Here is a 16036-nt window from a genome sequence, read left to right on the forward strand (position 1 = left end):
CAATATATTCCTCGCAAGTTTCTGACCAATAACGAAAGTATGTTCGCCTCGAACGATAAAACACGATACAATGGGCAAAGAGAAGAAAAAGGGGGTCATATCATGAATTATTATCAACAGATCGACGCGGTCGCAGGTGGTGGTACGTTCGACCGGGCCCGGTTTCAAGTTCCGAAAGTCGAGAAGTCGACGCTTCGGCTACCAGATTTGTCGGATGGGACACCGATTCAGACGAATGCGCTCGTCAGTTCGGTCGAGGTGCGGGAAGGGAAGTCTGGCGCCAAATGGTTGCAACTTAATTTGACGACGTCTGGCGGGCTGATTCGGGCCAAACACTGGCTACGGGGCAACGAAGACCAACTGCTACCGATTTACGAATCGGGCGTGATCGCATTAGAAGGAAAGATTGACGTCTATCCGAAGCCGGACGGCGCCAAATCGATCACGATCGATCGTGTCCAACCGATGTCCCGGGACGAGGCGGTGTCGCTCTTACCTGGACTTCCAGGCGACGAGACGTTCGATCAGTATGCCGAAGAGCTGTTCGCGATTTTGTCGACGCTGTCTCCGGACTATGAGGCGATCGCGTTGGCGCTCCTCGATCAATATTGGGACGATTTCGTATTGGCCCCGGCTGCGCTCTACCATCACCACAACTACGTCGGTGGACTGTTAAAACATACGGTCTGCATGTTGCGACTCGGTTACCGCATCCAAGAGCAAGACGATTATTTGGCGACTGCGTTCCGGATCATCAAAGAAGCCGAGCAGTTGCACAAAGTAGACGTATGGAATACGATGAACGGTGTTAAAGTCGAGCAGGCGTTCCGTGGGACGTTTGAGTCGCTCTATACGGCGTGTGAGGCGATGGCAGAACTGAAAGAACCGCTCCGCTGGGACGAACTCGCGCTCGGTATCTTGTTCCATGATATCGGCAAGTTGTTCGAATACAGTCATCTGTTGTCGTCACCGAGACGGTTCGAGCAGCTGTTTTACGTCACCGGCACGAGTGAGACGACAGGGATCGCCATCAATCCGATGGGGAGTCTGGTCGGACATATGCCGTACGGAGGGCTGTTGTTCGAGAAGAGTCAACAAGCCGCCGGCATCACGTTGCCGCTTGACGTCCACCACCGGATTTGGCATATGATCTTGTCCCACCACGGAAAACGGGAATGGGGTTCTAGCGTCCTGCCGGCCACGACCGAAGGGTGGCTGCTCCATTTGATCGACTTGTTGGACGCTCGCTACGAGAAGTGGGCACGGGTCCACGAAAATTTATAAAGTGAGGTGCAAGGCATGATTCCCGTGCAATTAGTGACCGGCTTTTTAGGCGCCGGAAAAACGACATATATGAACCGTCTTTTAGAAGCGACGGACGAACGATTGCTCTTGATCGTCAACGAGCTCGGCTCGGTCAACATTGATGAACAATTGATCGTCAACATGGATCAAGAACAGATCGAACTGTCGAACGGTTGTATTTGTTGTTCGATCCAAAATGATTTGAGCAAGACGTTTTATCAACTCGCCTCGCGAGGCGAGTCGTTCGATCGCATCGTCATCGAGACGACAGGTGTTGCCGACCCGGCCCCAATCATCCAGACGATTTATTACGACGATTACTTACGCTCGCGCTTTAAACTGACGGCGATTTTGACCGTCGTCGATGCGAGCCAGATGGACCGCGAACTGTTCATCGAAGGTATCCATCAAATCGCCTATGCCGATGTGATCTTGCTCAACAAAGTCGATCTCGTCAGCGAGACCGAGCTCGAGCGTGCCCACGGCCGGATTCGTGAATTGAACCCGACCGTACGTGTCATCGAGACCGAACAGACGGTCGGAGCGTATGAGTTACTCGAGAACACGTTCCAGCTCTCCCGCATCGATGAACGTCTGCTCGGCGAGCTGACAGCCGGACATACGTCCGTCTCGACGCTGCGGGCCATCACGATCACGACCGACGTGCCGTTAAACCGCGAGCGGGTCACACGTTACGTCAGAGAAGTGCTCATGCACTATGAACAAGACGTCTATCGTCTCAAAGCGATCGTCCGCCTTGAAGGCGAGTCTTCAAAATTTGTCGTCCAGGCGACGAACCAGTTGATGGGCGCGACGTTCGCCAATGAACCGAGCGACGATACCCGGTCTGTTTTTGTCTGGATCGGCAAAGAACTTGACCGGAAAGCGCTTGAACGCGGGATGAAAGCTTGTGAGGTGAATGAACGATGAGATTGATGCTAGTAGATGGCTTTAACTTATTATCACGTTATTATTTTGCGACCGAACGACGCCGGGCGCTCGACCCCGAAGTGACGTTGAAAGGTTTGCTCCGTAAAGTCGACGGCTGGACGAACGAGTTTACCTACATCGCTTTCTTTTGGGACGGACCGATTGAAACAACACATCGGTTCGCCTTGTTCCCTGACTATAAGGCGACCCGGACAGGTCTACCGGAGCCGTTGTTTCATGATTATGTCAAACTGCGGGCCGCGCTCACGGAACGCGGCATCTTTCAGTCTGAGCTGGCCGGATACGAGGCGGACGATTTGATAGGGGCCGTCGCGACGGCGTTTCCCGGAGAGTCGTACATGTATTCGTCCGACCGGGACTTGCATCAACTGTTATCTTCGAACGTATTTCAAATTGTCCCTAAAAAAGGCGAGGAACTGTTGATGAGCCGAGAATTGTTTGAAGCGACGTACGGGGTGAGACCGCTCCAGTTCGTCGATGTGAAGGCGCTCCAAGGCGATGCGTCGGACAACATTCCGGGCGTCAAAGGAATCGGCCCGAAGACGGCGACGATCCTCGTGCAGTCATACGATACCGTCGAACAATTATACGAGCTGTTGCGAACGGAACAGTTGCTTGAAGCACACCAAAAGTATGCGAAAAAATTGGACGGTCACGAAGAAGTCGCGTTGCTGTCGAAGCGTCTGTCACAAATCGATATCGACGCTCCGATCGAGACCGACTGGGAGGCGTACCGCTTTGGTTCACGTTTATTTTGACGCGGCCACGAATCAACAGACCGGGGAGAACGGGCTCGGTGTCTGGCTAAAGGCGTCCGATGGGACGGTCGTTACGTTCACAGAGAAGCGGACCGGGCTATCGAGCGTTCAAGCCGAGCTCGCGGCACTCGTCTTCGCGCTCAAACAAGCAGAAGCGCTCGAAGGGGAGTCGACGTTCCTGTTTTATTCAGACGCCGAGACAATCGTTCGAGCGCTCGAGCAGCGCTTTATGAAAGATAAATCGGTCAAACCGCTATTTCTCGAGGCGTTGATCGCCTACGACGAACTGCCGGTCACGTTCATCAAGTGGATCCAACGGGCAGACAACCGGGCTGACTCGGTCGCAAAGGCAGCGCTGCTTGGCAGATGAAGAAGTCGAGACGTGTCTCGACTTTTTTTCGATTCTCATAGGCGCACGTTTCTTTTTTGCAAAAATTTCGCTAAAATGAAAGCGTAGTCAAAAAAAGAGGGGGAATTTTTCATGGATTATCGGATCGAACGGGACACGATGGGGGAAATCAACGTTCCAGCTTCAGCAAAATGGGGAGCACAAACACAACGAAGCTTAGAGAACTTTAAAATCGGGACGGAGAAAATGCCGCTCGAAGTCGTTCATGCGTTCGCGATTCTGAAAAAAGGCGCGGCCTTGGCCAACGCTGAATTAGGGGTCCTCGAGCAGGGTAAGGCGGACATCATCGCCGAGGTCGCAGATGAGATTGTGGCGGGTGATCATGACGCCGAGTTCCCACTCGTCGTCTGGCAGACAGGATCCGGCACACAATCCAATATGAACGTTAACGAAGTGATCGCCCACTTGGCGAACGACAAGTTAAAAGCACGCGGGCAGACGCTGACGATTCATCCGAATGATGACGTCAACAAATCACAAAGTTCAAACGACACATATCCGACTGCGATGCATATCGCCGCTATCCTCGCCGTCGAGGACAAAGTCATTCCGGCCATCGAAGCGCTCCACGCGACGCTCGAGAAGAAAGCTGAAACGTATATGGACGTTGTGAAGATCGGGCGCACCCACTTGCAGGACGCGACGCCGGTCACGCTCGGGCAAGAGATTAGCGGCTGGGTCCGCATGCTGGAACTGTCAAAACAGATGATTGAACGGACGCTTGAACCGTTAACAGAACTCGCACTCGGAGGGACAGCGGTCGGGACAGGTATCAACGCGCACCCGGATTTCGGTGAAGTTGTCGCTGCCAAAATTTCGACTGAGACCGGTAAACATTTCGTGACAGCCGTGAACAAGTTCCACGCACTGACGAGTCACGATCAACTCGTCTTCACGCACGGGGCGTTGAAGGCGCTCGCAATGGACGCGATGAAGATTGCCAACGACGTGCGCTGGCTCGCTTCTGGTCCCCGTGCCGGAATTGGCGAGATTACGATTCCTGAAAATGAACCGGGTAGCTCGATCATGCCTGGAAAAGTGAACCCGACGCAAAGTGAGGCGTTGACGATGGTCGCGGCCCAAGTGCTCGGCAACGATACGACGATCGGGTTCGGTGCGAGCCAAGGGAACTTCGAATTGAACGTCTTTAAGCCGGTTATCATGTACAACTTCTTGCAGACGTGCCGTTTATTGACAGACAGCCTTCATTCGTTCGACGTGCACTGTGCTGTCGGGATTGAGCCGAATTTAGCTGTGATCGCCCATAACGTCGAACGCTCCCTTATGCTTGTCACGGCGTTGAATCCGCACATCGGCTACGAAAATGCTGCGAAGATTGCCAAGCATGCCCATAATAAAGGCATCTCATTGAAAGAGTCAGCGCTCGAGACGGGTCTATTGACCGAAGAGCAGTTCGACCAGTGGATTCGTCCGGAAGAGATGACATCACCTAATCTAAAAGTTGGTAAATAACAGGAAGAGCGGTCGTTGAACCGCTTTTTTTGGTTTTATAGGACGTTTGAACTAGACTAATGTCAAACAATAGGAAATTAATGAGGAAATAGTTGTATTTTCGCGAGTGAAGTCGCATAATCAGAGACATAAGCGAATATCGGGGAGAACGAAACTGGGGGGTCGGGCATGGAGCAACATCAACTCACAGATCAAGTACATAGAATTTTGGCGAAAATCACGGAAGCTAGACAGATTCAAAAAACCGAAATCGAATTTTTATTGGATTGGATGAAAACGGAAGTCAAAAACCGTCGACTCATGCATCTTCTTGAGATTTTTAGCCGGGTCGAGTCTGACGTGCGTGAGCTGCCGCCAGTCTTGACGCAGTCAGAAGCGATTGCGTTGATTGCGCCGGTCAAACGTTATATTCATACGGTTTTGGGAATCGAACAAGAAGATGAAGACTTAGTATTGATTTTATCGGGTAGTTTCTCTACGTTTAGTCGCTACAAACCGAGAGTTGAAAAGTTAGGGGCGAGGCCGGTGTTTCTGCAGACGATCGCAGAAGCGGTCGAGTACGATTATGAAGACGTCCCGAAAGCTATCGTCATGGATGTCGAATTGTGGCCACACTTTCCAGAGCGAGACATTCAGTCGTTCGTCAGCAAAATGAAGAAACTCTATGTGCCGCTCATCGTCATCGGGACGAATGAGCATTACCGCTTGGCCGCTTACTCATACGGCTTTGATGATTACTGGGAATCGTGGATCCCGATGGAAGAACGGCTTGTCCGGCTCGGCTTACATATTGAAAAGGCACGGCTCGTCTCGAACGCGCTTCTCATCGATGAATTGACGGGTGCTTTTAACCGTAAATACTTAAAAGCGACGTTCAGCCGGTTCGTCTCCCGCTTAGAACGTTCCGGAGAGAGCTTCACGCTTGCACTTTTAGACATCGATCACTTTAAGCAGTTAAATGACACGTTTGGCCATACGTATGGCGACGAAGTGTTGCATCGCATCGCCGAAGAGATCCGTCTAGCCATCCGGTCGAGCGATGAGTTGATTCGGTACGGCGGCGAAGAGTTTTTGGTCATCCTTAACGTTTCCGATCGGACCATCGTCGACGCGGTGCTCGAACGTGTCAGGACGCGGATTGAGCAGATGGAATTTCCTTATGAGCACCATGTCACCGTGTCGATCGGTTATACGCGTGTCTGCGAGACCGGGATGACGCTAGGGGAATGGTGTGCCTATGCCGACGAGGCCTTATATAAAGCGAAGCGTGACGGGCGTAACCGCATCATCCGGTACTCGTCAGCGGTTCGTGAAGAGAAGCGTCTCGCTTATGTGACAATGAGTCCACAGCAATACGCCTCACTCGCCGAACAGCTACCGAAACAACATCGGCGCTATGAGGTCGTCTATCGACCGTACGACTTATACGTCTGTAACGACAACGTTGAGATGTTCATCTTAGACGAGTCGGGATCGACCGCGACGAAAGGGACGCTATCGGCCGTGAAAGAACAACGCGGCAAGTATAGCCATATCCTCGCCGTCACGAAGCGAACGGCGACCGAGCTCGGGACGCTGTACGATGATTTGACTGAGCAAAACCATAATGATGTTATCACGAAAAAAATTGAGCAATGGCTTGAAAAACTGCCAGATTGAAAAAAGACATCGAAATCTCACTCGATGTCTTTTTTGTCGTATTGGCGGAGCGTGAAACTGTATTCGTGCCGCTCATCTTTTGGATGGAACTGTTCGTCCGTGACGACGAGATTTTGCGGCGTGGGCGGATAGAATGTGTCTGCCTCGAACGTCCCGTCGATTTCGGTAATATAGAAACGCTCGGTGACTGGCATCGTCTGTTCGTAAAGCGTCGCCCCGCCGATGATCAAGAAGTCCTCAGTATCTTGTGGGGCGAGGATGCGATCAAGGTCGTGCCAGACTTCGACATCGGGTGCTGAAAATTCACGGTTCGATGTGACGACGATGTTGCGCCGGTTCGGGAGCGCCCGGCCGATCGATTCAAACGTCTTCCGTCCCATGACGACTGTCTGACCTATAGTGACGGCTTTGAAGTACTTCAAGTCGTCAGGCAGGCGCCAGAGCAAAGCGTTGTCTTTCCCGATTTCACGATTCGACCCGCAAGCGACGACATGGATGATCATACGCTGACCGCTCCTTTAATGTGCGGGTGCGGGTCGTAACCGACAAGTTCGAAGTCCTCGAACTTGAAGTCCTCGATCGATGATACGTCACGCAAGATGTTCAGTTGCGGAAGCGGGCGCGTGTCACGCGTCAGCTGCAGCTTCACTTGCTCGAGATGGTTATGATAGATGTGCGCGTCGCCGAGCGTGTGGACGAAATCGCCGACTTCAAGGCCGGTCACGTGGGCGACCATGTGCGTCAACAAGGCGTATGAGGCGATATTGAACGGCACACCGAGGAACGTGTCGGCGCTGCGTTGATACAACTGGCATGATAGTTTGCCGTCCGCGACGTAAAACTGGAACAACAGATGGCACGGCGGGAGCGCCATGTCATCGAGTTGACCGGGATTCCAAGCAGACACGACGAGTCGACGAGAGTCGGGGTTCGTCTTAATCTGTTCAATCACCTGCGCGAGTTGATCGACGCTTGAGCCGTCCGGTTTCGGGAACGAACGCCACTGGGCGCCGTATACAGGGCCAAGATCGCCATCCTCATCCGCCCATTCGTTCCAGATGCGGACACCGTTGTCTTGCAGGTAACGCACGTTCGTGTCACCGGAGATGAACCAGAGCAGTTCATGGATGATGGAGCGGGTATGTAATTTCTTTGTCGTGATGAGAGGGAACCCGTCCTGAAGATTGAAACGCATCTGATAACCGAACACGCTCGTCGTCCCGGTCCCGGTCCGGTCTTCTTTAACGACGCCATGGTCGAGGATGTGGGTACATAAATCGTGATATTGTTTCATTGGGAAGTCCCCTTTCGCTAAATAATCGTGTTCATTATAACACAATATATTGATAAAACGATGTTGCAATTACCATATGCAGATTGGATTGCTTGTAATAACTTGATTTTCTATGCGTGGCATAATCTTGAGAGGATGCTGGGAAAATTGGTATCGAATTAGATGGTCTCAGTTAGCTTCGTCATGTTTCGATAAGCGTATAGAAATACATCTCCGAATATATCGATTCTATTTTCTTGAACACGAATCGCGCAATCCTTGTTTGACACGTATACCGGTAACTCTGTGGATAAAAGAGCGAGTTCCTGTTTGACCACATCCATATTATTTTCGAGATCAAAGTGGGAGAGCACCGAAAAGTTATGAAGGGCCAAGCCACGGTAAATAATTGGCGATGCAACCTCATAACCGAAGTTTGGCGAACATAACCATTTTGAAGACATATTGATGGCGCCGGCACTTGCGCCTAGGATAACGCCTTCACTAGTATGAACTTGTTCGAATAAGGAGTACTCATGTAAAAACATATTCTGTTTTACAGTGTCCCCGCCTAATAAGAAAATCACCGACGCCTCATCGATGAGGCGTTTCGCCTTTGTTTGATTCATTTCGTAATTGATTAGATGGTATTCGTTGAATAAGATGTTGGCTTCTTTTAACCACGATAGTTCGGTGGTCCCGTTCACTTCAGCCGATGCGGGGTTCGAGCTGATTAACACAAGAGAGTCACGCGTCACAATGTCTTGAGAGATCGCCCTCGCCAACCTTTGTGGGAAGTAATGCGAAAACCATCCGAGATAGTAGTAGGTTGTCATACGAATTCTCCTTTACGTGTTGTGTAATTTCATTAATTTACTCCTGAATCGATCCAACAGTAACGAAAATTTATGATGAAACTTTTTCCATATAAATTTATTCTTTGGTTATAATATGGATGTAAAAGAATACTGCTAGTCACTACCTTATCTTACGAATTTACTTGCAATCAACGAGGAGGACAATTGTGATAAAAACCAAAACCATCTTTTTCTTATCTCTATGCTTAATCGCTATCGGTTTATTTGGGAGTCTTGTGCTTGATGCAACGGGCTTTTTCTCTAATCCGACCGCTCGTGTGATCAGTATTCCGATTGCATCCAATGAAGGTTATTTCATAGAAGGGTTACTCGTACTTACGGTCACCTTGCTTGGATTATTTGTATTGCCGTTCACATTGAAACGAAACAAAGCACTGATCACCGCTGTATTTCTCTCAGCCGTCATTCTGATTCCTCAACTTGTCTGAGTTGTAAGACAGCATTCAGTCGACCAGAGCGAAGATTTTCAGTTCAAGTGTACAGTCCGTGTTTTCGCGACGTGGCTTATAGGGTATAATTTTGAAAGACAATCAAGGGAGGGATTCGATGCAGTTACAAGGTATGAATATTTTGCAAATCGTCAGTGACGACTTTGAAGATTTAGAACTATGGTATCCGGTCCACCGGTTACGTGAAGAGGGAGCGAACGTCATCCTCGCCGGCGAGAAAGCGGATCACGCTTATATTGGAAAGTACGGCGTTCCGGCCAAGTCGGACGTCGCGTTCGACGACGTCGACATCTCGTCATATGATGCGTTGCTCGTCCCGGGTGGCTGGTCTCCTGACTTGTTACGCCGTTTCGATTCGGTAAAAGGGTTCGTCCGCTACATGGACGAACAAAAACGGCCGATCGGTCAAATCTGTCACGCTGGCTGGGTATTGATTTCAGCTAATATCCTTCATGGCGTCAACGTGACGAGTACGCCAGGTATTAAAGACGACATGGAAAACGCGGGTGCGATTTGGCACGATGAGCCGGTCGTCGTCGATGGCCATATCGTCTCGAGCCGCCGTCCGCCTGATTTGCCTGACTATATGCGAGAATTCATCAAAGTCATGGCTAAAAACTGAAAAAAGAATAAAGGAGATTTCCCCAGTTGAACTTAAAATCTAACCCAATTCTCCGTAAATCGATGGAGTCGACTGCTTACAGCACGGAGCCGATGACGAAAGCCGGCACGTGGTCAAAAGTGTTCACGTTGCTCTTACTCGTCACGGCCGCGGCCGGGACGACATGGCTACTCGTGCCGACGATTGGGGAAGCGCTGTTGTTCCCACTTATGATCGGTTCGCTCATTCTCGGCTTGATCATGGCGCTCATCATCACGTTCAAACCAAACACGGCGCCTGTCGTAGCACCACTTTACGGCATCGTCGAAGGCGTGTTCGTCGGTTCGATTTCGTATTTCTTTGAAGCGATGGCACCAGGTATCGTCGGTCGCGCCGTCTTGACGACGTTTATCGTCGCGTTCGCGATGTGGTTCGTCTATTCGACCGGTCTCGTCAAAGTGACGCAAAAGTTCCGGGCCGGTGTCACGGCCGCGATTTTCACAGTCATGCTATTGTATCTCGTCCAGATCGGCATGAGTTTCTTCGGTTCCGGACTTCCGTTCATGACGGGGTCGTCACCGCTCGCGATCGGTGTCCAGTTCGTCATCGTCATCATCGCCTCACTCGCGCTCGTCCTCGACTTCGACTATATCGCACGTCAAGTCGAAGCCCGGGCACCGAAGCAGTTGGAATGGGTGGCGGCGTTCGGATTGATTGTGACGCTCGTCTGGCTCTATATCGAATTGCTCGACTTATTGTACCGCCTCGCGATGCGAGACTGATCATCGGCCTTGGGCCGATGATTTTTTTAGGAAGACAGGAAAGGATGTGACCGCCCTCGCGATTAAAGAGGGCGAAACTTATGAAAAAAATTATTATCATCGGTTCGGGCATCGTCGGCATCTCGGCTGCCTATCATTTGGCCGGGAAAGCCGATGTCACCGTCATCGATCGAAAAGAAGTGGGCCGGGCGACCGACGCGGCCGCAGGCATCGTCTGTCCGTGGATCGCCCAACGCCGCAATAAAGCCTGGTACGCGCTCGCAAAAGGCGGTGCCCGCTATTATAGAGACGTCGTCGCCGAGTTAATGAATGAGGGTGAGCGTGATACCGGCTATAAACGCGTCGGGACGCTCGCGTTGCATGAAGACAAGAAGTTGAACGAGATGCTCGAGCGGACGACGCTGCGCCGGGAAGAGGCACCAGAGATCGGTGAGTTGACAAGACTGTCGGCTGAAGAGGCGAAAGTTCTTTTCCCACCGCTGTCAGATGAATACGATGCGCTGCTCGTCGAGGGCGGGGCCCGCGTCGACGGCGAGAAGTTGCGCGCGGCACTAGAACGAGTCGCCGTCAAACGTGGCGTGAAACTTATCGACGGCTCTGCCGTTCTCGTCGAAGAAGACGGCTATCACGTCGAATGTGACGGTGTCCGCTATGAGGCCGATGAGATCGTGCTCGCCTGTGGGGCATGGTTGCCTGAGTTGATGGAGCCGATCGGTTATACGGCACGCGTCTCGGGGGAGAAAGCGCAAATCGTCCACGTCCAGTTACCAAACGTCGATGCGTCAGATTGGCCGGTCGTCATGCCGCCGCGACGCCGGTATTTGCTGGGGTTTGAAGAAGGGCGGATTGTCATCGGCTCGACGCATGAACGGGACAAGGCGTTCGACGCACGTCCGACGGCAATCGGTGTCCATGAAGTGCTGGCGAAAGGATTAGAGTCGGCACCAGGGCTAGCCGAAGCCGAACTGATCGAGACGCGTGTCGGTTTCCGTCCGGTCACACCGAACTCGATCCCGATTCTCGGTCGTGTGCCGGGGGCGGAGAAATTACTCGTCGCCAACGGTCTCGGTTCATCGGGCTTGACGGTCGGCCCGTTTATCGGCAAAGTACTTGCAGACTTGGTGCTGACGGGAGACTGCGAACTTGATCTGTCGCTTTATCCGATAGAAGACCATGTCTACCGACAACTGCAGTGAACGAAACAGGCGACAATCCGCGGATTGTCGCCTTTTTTAACGGCTTCGTCGCATGATCCCGTGCAAGAAAAAATGAAAATACTCCTGCATTGTCTCGGTCATTTCGTGCGAAGTGAAATCTGGATCTGATAAAACTGCCTGTTGCATCAAGCGAACGTAACGAAGGTAAGCATCGGTTGATACGTCTGGGTCGATCGCCCCGGTCGTCTTGCCGTACTCGATCAAGCTTCGAAACGCGGCATAGCCACGGGCCGCGAGTTGTTGCCATGACGGGTCGGCCGTGACGATTGATAACACCGCGGCATCGAACAATGCCGCCGATTCAATTTTCCGTCTTAATATCTCAATCAGTAACTCCTCGAACGGGATGTGTTCCCCGATGCGCTCCTCGATCCAGCCCATCTCATCTTCGGTCAGACGCGTGAGCACTTGAAGGACGACTTGTTCCTTCGAGCCGAAGTAATTGTAAATTGAGACAGGTGAGACTGAGGCAGAGCGGGCAAGTTCACTGATCGTGAAGCGTGACTGCTTCTCGCCCATCAGCGACTTGGCGGCATCAAGTATGGCCCGTTGTTTCGTCTCTGTCCGTTTCGTAAAACCGTCCACCTTCATCCCTCTTCTCCATTGTTTTGTAATCAATATACCATTTCCATTTCAAAAAATAACGTGATATACTAGTTTTGTAATCATATCATGTTTATATTTCAAAAAGGAGAGGGCGAAATGATCCAAATTGAGAAGTTGACGAAACGGTTTGACCAGACGCACGGTATTTTCGATGTCTCGTTCCGTGTCGAGCCCGGCACCGTTTTTGGCTTCATCGGTCCGAACGGGGCCGGGAAGTCGACGACGATTCGTCATTTGATGGGACTGCTCCACGCCGACTCAGGGAAAGCGACCGTGATGGGGCATGACTGTTGGAAGGAGACCGAGACGGTGAAGGCGCTCGTCGGCTATTTGCCAGGTGAGATCAACTACCCACAAGACATGACCAGGGAAGAAGTCATCCGTCTCACGAGACGCCTTCACGTGACGAGTGCGGAGCGGGAGCGTCAATTGCTCGACGTGTTCGCTTTCGATACGGGTTTGAAAGTCCGGAAGATGTCGAAAGGGATGAAGCAAAAACTCGCCATCGTCACGTGTTTCATGAAAGACGTTCCTGTGTATGTCCTCGACGAGCCGACGAGCGGGCTCGACCCGCTCATGCAAGAGCGTCTCGTCGACTGGGTGCTCGCTGAAAAAGCAGCCGGGAAAGCGATTTTGATGAGCTCGCACCACTTCCCGGAGATGGAGAAGACGTGTGACCGGGCCGCCCTCATCCGCGACGGCCGGATGATCATCGAAGAAGAGATGGCGGAGCTGAAACGGCGAAGCAAAAAGACGTATCGCATCGGCATGAAAGACGAGGCGGCGGCGATCAACTTGAGCGAACAGATCGGGACACGTGAACAGACATTCGTCACGGTGTCGTTATCGACGTCAGAAGAGTTGAACGGCTTGATCGAGCTGCTCGCCCGTCACGACATCGCGTCTTTGACGAGCGGCACCGACGAACTCGAGCACATGTTCATGCAATATTACGGGGAGGCGACTTAAATGGTACTCGTATCGTCACTGTTCAAGCAAAATCGGGGTTGGATATTAGGTTACGCGCTCGGGACGAGTGTGTACTTGTTCTTCTTGGCGGCCATCTTCCCATCGATTCAAGAGACCGGCCTGATCGAAGGGAAGCTCGATTCACTACCGCCAGAGCTGCTCGACGTGTTCAAGATCGACCCGAATCTCGCGATGGACAACGTCATCAACCTGCTCGCCGGGAACTATTATGGGCTCATCTTCTACGTGCTCGCCATCTTGTTCGCGTTGACGTTTGCGTCAAGGCTCATGGCCAAACCGGTCGACTCGGGCGAGGTCATGCTCTACATGGCGGCCCCAATCTCAAGAAGCGGCTACGTGACGGCGAGTATCGCCTTGCTGGTCATCGCGACCGTCTTGTTCGTCGGGTTGAACGGGCTCAGCCTCATGCTCGCGAACGTGTTGTTCGACTTAAACATCGATAGCGGTCTGTTGTGGACGTTGCAACTCAACGCCGGTCTCATCTTGCTCGTCCTCGGGTCGCTCGCTTACGTGCTCGCGAGCCTGTTCGATGACAGCACCCGGTCGTACATGGTCACAGGCGGCATCTTTTCAATCTTCTTGATTGCCAACATCTTCTCAGGCTTCAGCGATCAACTCGACTGGTTGCGAAACCTGTCGATCTTCTCTCTATTTGACGCAAACGCATTGATTCAAGGCGATTCGGTTTGGTTGTCGTTGTTTTGGCTGACAGCGCTGAACGTGTTGATCATCGTCTCCTGCTATGGCTGGTTCACACGGAAAGACTTGACGATTTAGTTTTTCGGAATAAGATGTCGGGTATGTTACAATCAGCTCGACAGATTAGAAAGGGGAATGATTTATGCAACTCGCAACGTTACGAAACGGCGTTCAAATCCCGATGATCGGATTTGGCGTCTGGCAAGTAGACAATGAGACCGAGGCGCCGCAAGCTGTCGCCGAGGCGTTGAAAGTCGGGTACCGTCACATCGATACGGCGGCCGTCTATAAAAACGAAGAAGGCGTCGCCAAAGGGATTATGACTTCAGGCGTCAACCGCGCCGACATCTTTTTGACGTCGAAGATTTGGAACGAGGATATCCGTCAAGGACGGACGAAGGATGCGTTCGACGAGTCGCTCGCTCGCCTCGAGACCGACTATTTGGACTTGTGCCTGCTTCACTGGCCGGTCGACGGTTTCGTCGCCGCTTGGAAAGATCTTGTCGACTTGTATGAGGCCGGAAAAATCAAAGCAATCGGCGTCTCGAACTTCAAAGAGCATCATCTTGAAGCGTTGAAAGAAGCGGGTCTGATGACGCCACTCATCAACCAAGTCGAACTTCATCCGCAACTCCCTCAACCGGACCTCGTCGAGTACTGCCAAGACGAAGGCATTCAAATCGAGGCGTGGAGCCCGCTCATGCAAGGAAAATTCCTCGATGTCCCGGCGTTTGCCGAAATCGCTGACAAGCATGGGAAGACACCGGCCCAAGTAGTCCTCCGTTGGCACTTAGAGACAGGGAACGTCGCCTTGCCGAAATCGGTGACCCGACACCGGATCGAAGAAAACTTCAACGTCTTCGACTTCACACTCGATGCTGAGGATATGGCGAAAATCGATGCGGTCGCGACACATGAACGCATCGGTCCAGACCCTGACACGATTGAATTTTAAACCGATTGAGACTCATTATTTGAGTCTCTTTTTCATTTCGCTTGTGTATGAGCAGAGACACACGGGTATAGAATACTATGTTAATAAAGGAGGTGTCAGGTCTTCTTCGGAAGATCCTATTTATGGACTTGTCAAAATGGCCTTTGGTCAACTGGCTGGCGTTTTTAGCGACGGTCGTCATCAACTACTTCGCGAGCGGTGATAACGCAGCCGTGTCAGACCGGATCGATATTTATTTCAAACCGGCTGGATATGCTTTCTCGATTTGGGGACTCATTTACGTCGCGCTCGCAGTATGGCTCGTACTCCAATTGAAGAAAGGGTCGGTCGCGAACCGACAGGCTAACCGGATGAAGGCAGGCTTCCTCGTGTCGTGTATTTTGAACGGTCTTTGGCTGCTCGCGTTCACAAACGAGTGGTTCATCGCCTCGCTCGTCGTCATGGCGGCTTTTTTAGCGACGCTCGCTTGGTTGTATTACATCGCCTTCCGCACGTCGACGAGCTGGCTTGACCGTTTCCCATTCTCGGTTTACCTCGGTTGGGTGTCGGTCGCGATGATCGTTAACGTCTTCATCGTCATGAAGACGGAACGGATTACGACGTTGCTCGGCTTAGATGAGTTGGCATGGACGTCACTCATGCTCATGGTCGGGGTCGTCCTCGCTTTGGTGTTCATGTGGTGGCACCGCGACTTCATCTACCCGCTCGTCTTCGCCTGGGCGTATGTGGGCATCTTCGCCCGAATCGACAACGGGACGCTTTACGTCGTCCTCGTGAGCGCGCTCATCGTGCTCGCGCTCGGTTACGTTGGCTTGATCATTTGGAAACGGCCGCGTTCGTTTTTGCATCACTCCAGAAAAACAGTATGACAAGCAAAAAGATAGCCTAAACGGGCTATCTTTTTCTTTGGGAATAACAAGTTCTGATGAACCTATACATAAATATATTTGATGGATAAATATTCATTATGGATTATAAGTTGTTTTTAAAAATCCCTTGATATCAAATATGTATCCGCTTTCAAAAAATAT

General features: G+C 51.7%; 18 protein-coding genes. 14 read left to right on the forward strand and 4 right to left on the reverse strand.

Annotated elements, in window-relative coordinates; genetic code table 11:
- Positions 1-102 precede the first annotated feature (102 nt).
- The 6 genes from A6395_RS00380 to A6395_RS00405 all read left to right on the forward strand — a co-directional run bounded on the left by A6395_RS00380 (position 103) and on the right by A6395_RS00405 (position 6555).
- Complete coding sequence (locus tag A6395_RS00380) at positions 103-1284, forward strand: DNA-binding protein (protein ID WP_252100486.1); 1182 nt, start codon at positions 103-105, stop codon at positions 1282-1284.
- 15 nt (positions 1285-1299) lie between these two features.
- Positions 1300-2235, forward strand: coding sequence for a CobW family GTP-binding protein (locus A6395_RS00385; RefSeq protein WP_071397402.1), 936 nt, complete (start codon positions 1300-1302; stop codon positions 2233-2235).
- A complete protein-coding gene (locus tag A6395_RS00390) occupies positions 2232-3014 on the forward strand; it encodes a 5'-3' exonuclease (protein WP_071397403.1) in 783 nt (260 codons plus the stop codon). Before A6395_RS00385 ends, A6395_RS00390 begins: the two co-directional genes overlap by 4 nt.
- Positions 2995-3384 (forward strand): reverse transcriptase-like protein, encoded by a 390-nt coding sequence (locus A6395_RS00395; RefSeq protein ID WP_071397404.1) that lies wholly within the window; start codon positions 2995-2997, stop codon positions 3382-3384. The genes A6395_RS00390 and A6395_RS00395 overlap by 20 nt, the downstream gene beginning before the upstream one ends.
- Before the next feature lie 111 nt (positions 3385-3495).
- Positions 3496-4896 carry a class II fumarate hydratase gene (gene fumC, locus A6395_RS00400; RefSeq protein WP_071397405.1) on the forward strand — a complete coding sequence of 467 codons (1401 nt, stop codon included), beginning with the start codon at positions 3496-3498 and terminating at the stop codon, positions 4894-4896.
- A 168-nt stretch (positions 4897-5064) separates the two neighbouring features.
- A complete protein-coding gene (locus tag A6395_RS00405; RefSeq protein WP_071397406.1) occupies positions 5065-6555 on the forward strand; it encodes a GGDEF domain-containing protein in 1491 nt (496 codons plus the stop codon).
- Positions 6556-6572: 17 nt separating this feature from the next.
- On the opposite strand, the gene A6395_RS00410 is transcribed toward A6395_RS00405, so the two are convergent.
- The 3 genes from A6395_RS00410 to A6395_RS00420 form a co-directional block, all read right to left on the reverse strand.
- Entirely contained in the window at positions 6573-7058 is a 486-nt protein-coding gene (locus tag A6395_RS00410) for a dihydrofolate reductase (RefSeq protein WP_071397407.1), read from the reverse strand.
- On the reverse strand, positions 7055-7849 hold the full coding sequence (locus A6395_RS00415) for a thymidylate synthase (protein ID WP_071397408.1): 795 nt from the start codon (positions 7847-7849) through the stop codon (positions 7055-7057). The genes A6395_RS00410 and A6395_RS00415 overlap by 4 nt, the downstream gene beginning before the upstream one ends.
- Before the next feature lie 158 nt (positions 7850-8007).
- Positions 8008-8664 carry a Type 1 glutamine amidotransferase-like domain-containing protein gene (locus A6395_RS00420; RefSeq protein ID WP_071397409.1) on the reverse strand — a complete coding sequence of 219 codons (657 nt, stop codon included), beginning with the start codon at positions 8662-8664 and terminating at the stop codon, positions 8008-8010.
- A gap of 188 nt (positions 8665-8852) precedes the next feature.
- On the opposite strand from A6395_RS00420, the gene A6395_RS00425 reads away from it, so the two are divergent.
- From A6395_RS00425 to A6395_RS00440, 4 genes are all read left to right on the forward strand, one after another.
- Positions 8853-9134 carry a hypothetical protein gene (locus A6395_RS00425; RefSeq protein ID WP_071397410.1) on the forward strand — a complete coding sequence of 94 codons (282 nt, stop codon included), beginning with the start codon at positions 8853-8855 and terminating at the stop codon, positions 9132-9134.
- 118 nt (positions 9135-9252) lie between these two features.
- Complete coding sequence (locus A6395_RS00430) at positions 9253-9777, forward strand: type 1 glutamine amidotransferase domain-containing protein (RefSeq protein WP_071397411.1); 525 nt, start codon at positions 9253-9255, stop codon at positions 9775-9777.
- 26 nt (positions 9778-9803) lie between these two features.
- The gene (locus A6395_RS00435) at positions 9804-10538 is read left to right on the forward strand and encodes a Bax inhibitor-1/YccA family protein (protein WP_084812878.1); all 735 of its coding nucleotides are present in this window, start codon (positions 9804-9806) and stop codon (positions 10536-10538) included.
- Positions 10539-10618: 80 nt separating this feature from the next.
- Positions 10619-11734: an NAD(P)/FAD-dependent oxidoreductase gene (locus A6395_RS00440; RefSeq protein WP_071397412.1), complete on the forward strand. Its 1116-nt coding sequence runs from the start codon at positions 10619-10621 to the stop codon at positions 11732-11734.
- A 36-nt stretch (positions 11735-11770) separates the two neighbouring features.
- On the opposite strand, the gene A6395_RS00445 is transcribed toward A6395_RS00440, so the two are convergent.
- Positions 11771-12346, reverse strand: coding sequence for a TetR/AcrR family transcriptional regulator (locus A6395_RS00445; RefSeq protein WP_252100487.1), 576 nt, complete (start codon positions 12344-12346; stop codon positions 11771-11773).
- A 111-nt stretch (positions 12347-12457) separates the two neighbouring features.
- Between A6395_RS00445 and A6395_RS00450 the strand changes: the two genes are divergently transcribed.
- The 4 genes from A6395_RS00450 to A6395_RS00465 all read left to right on the forward strand — a co-directional run bounded on the left by A6395_RS00450 (position 12458) and on the right by A6395_RS00465 (position 15874).
- Positions 12458-13330 carry an ABC transporter ATP-binding protein gene (locus tag A6395_RS00450; RefSeq protein WP_252100488.1) on the forward strand — a complete coding sequence of 291 codons (873 nt, stop codon included), beginning with the start codon at positions 12458-12460 and terminating at the stop codon, positions 13328-13330.
- Positions 13331-14128, forward strand: a complete 798-nt coding sequence (locus A6395_RS00455) for an ABC transporter permease subunit (protein ID WP_071397415.1) — start codon at positions 13331-13333, stop codon at positions 14126-14128.
- A gap of 64 nt (positions 14129-14192) precedes the next feature.
- Positions 14193-15005, forward strand: a complete 813-nt coding sequence (locus A6395_RS00460) for an aldo/keto reductase (RefSeq protein ID WP_071397416.1) — start codon at positions 14193-14195, stop codon at positions 15003-15005.
- A gap of 122 nt (positions 15006-15127) precedes the next feature.
- The gene (locus A6395_RS00465) at positions 15128-15874 is read left to right on the forward strand and encodes a TspO/MBR family protein (RefSeq protein WP_071397417.1); all 747 of its coding nucleotides are present in this window, start codon (positions 15128-15130) and stop codon (positions 15872-15874) included.
- Positions 15875-16036: the final 162 nt, after the last annotated feature.

The sequence above is a fragment of the Exiguobacterium sp. SH31 genome (genome assembly GCF_001816105.1).
Taxonomy (GTDB): Bacteria; Bacillota; Bacilli; order Exiguobacteriales; family Exiguobacteriaceae; genus Exiguobacterium; species Exiguobacterium aurantiacum_A.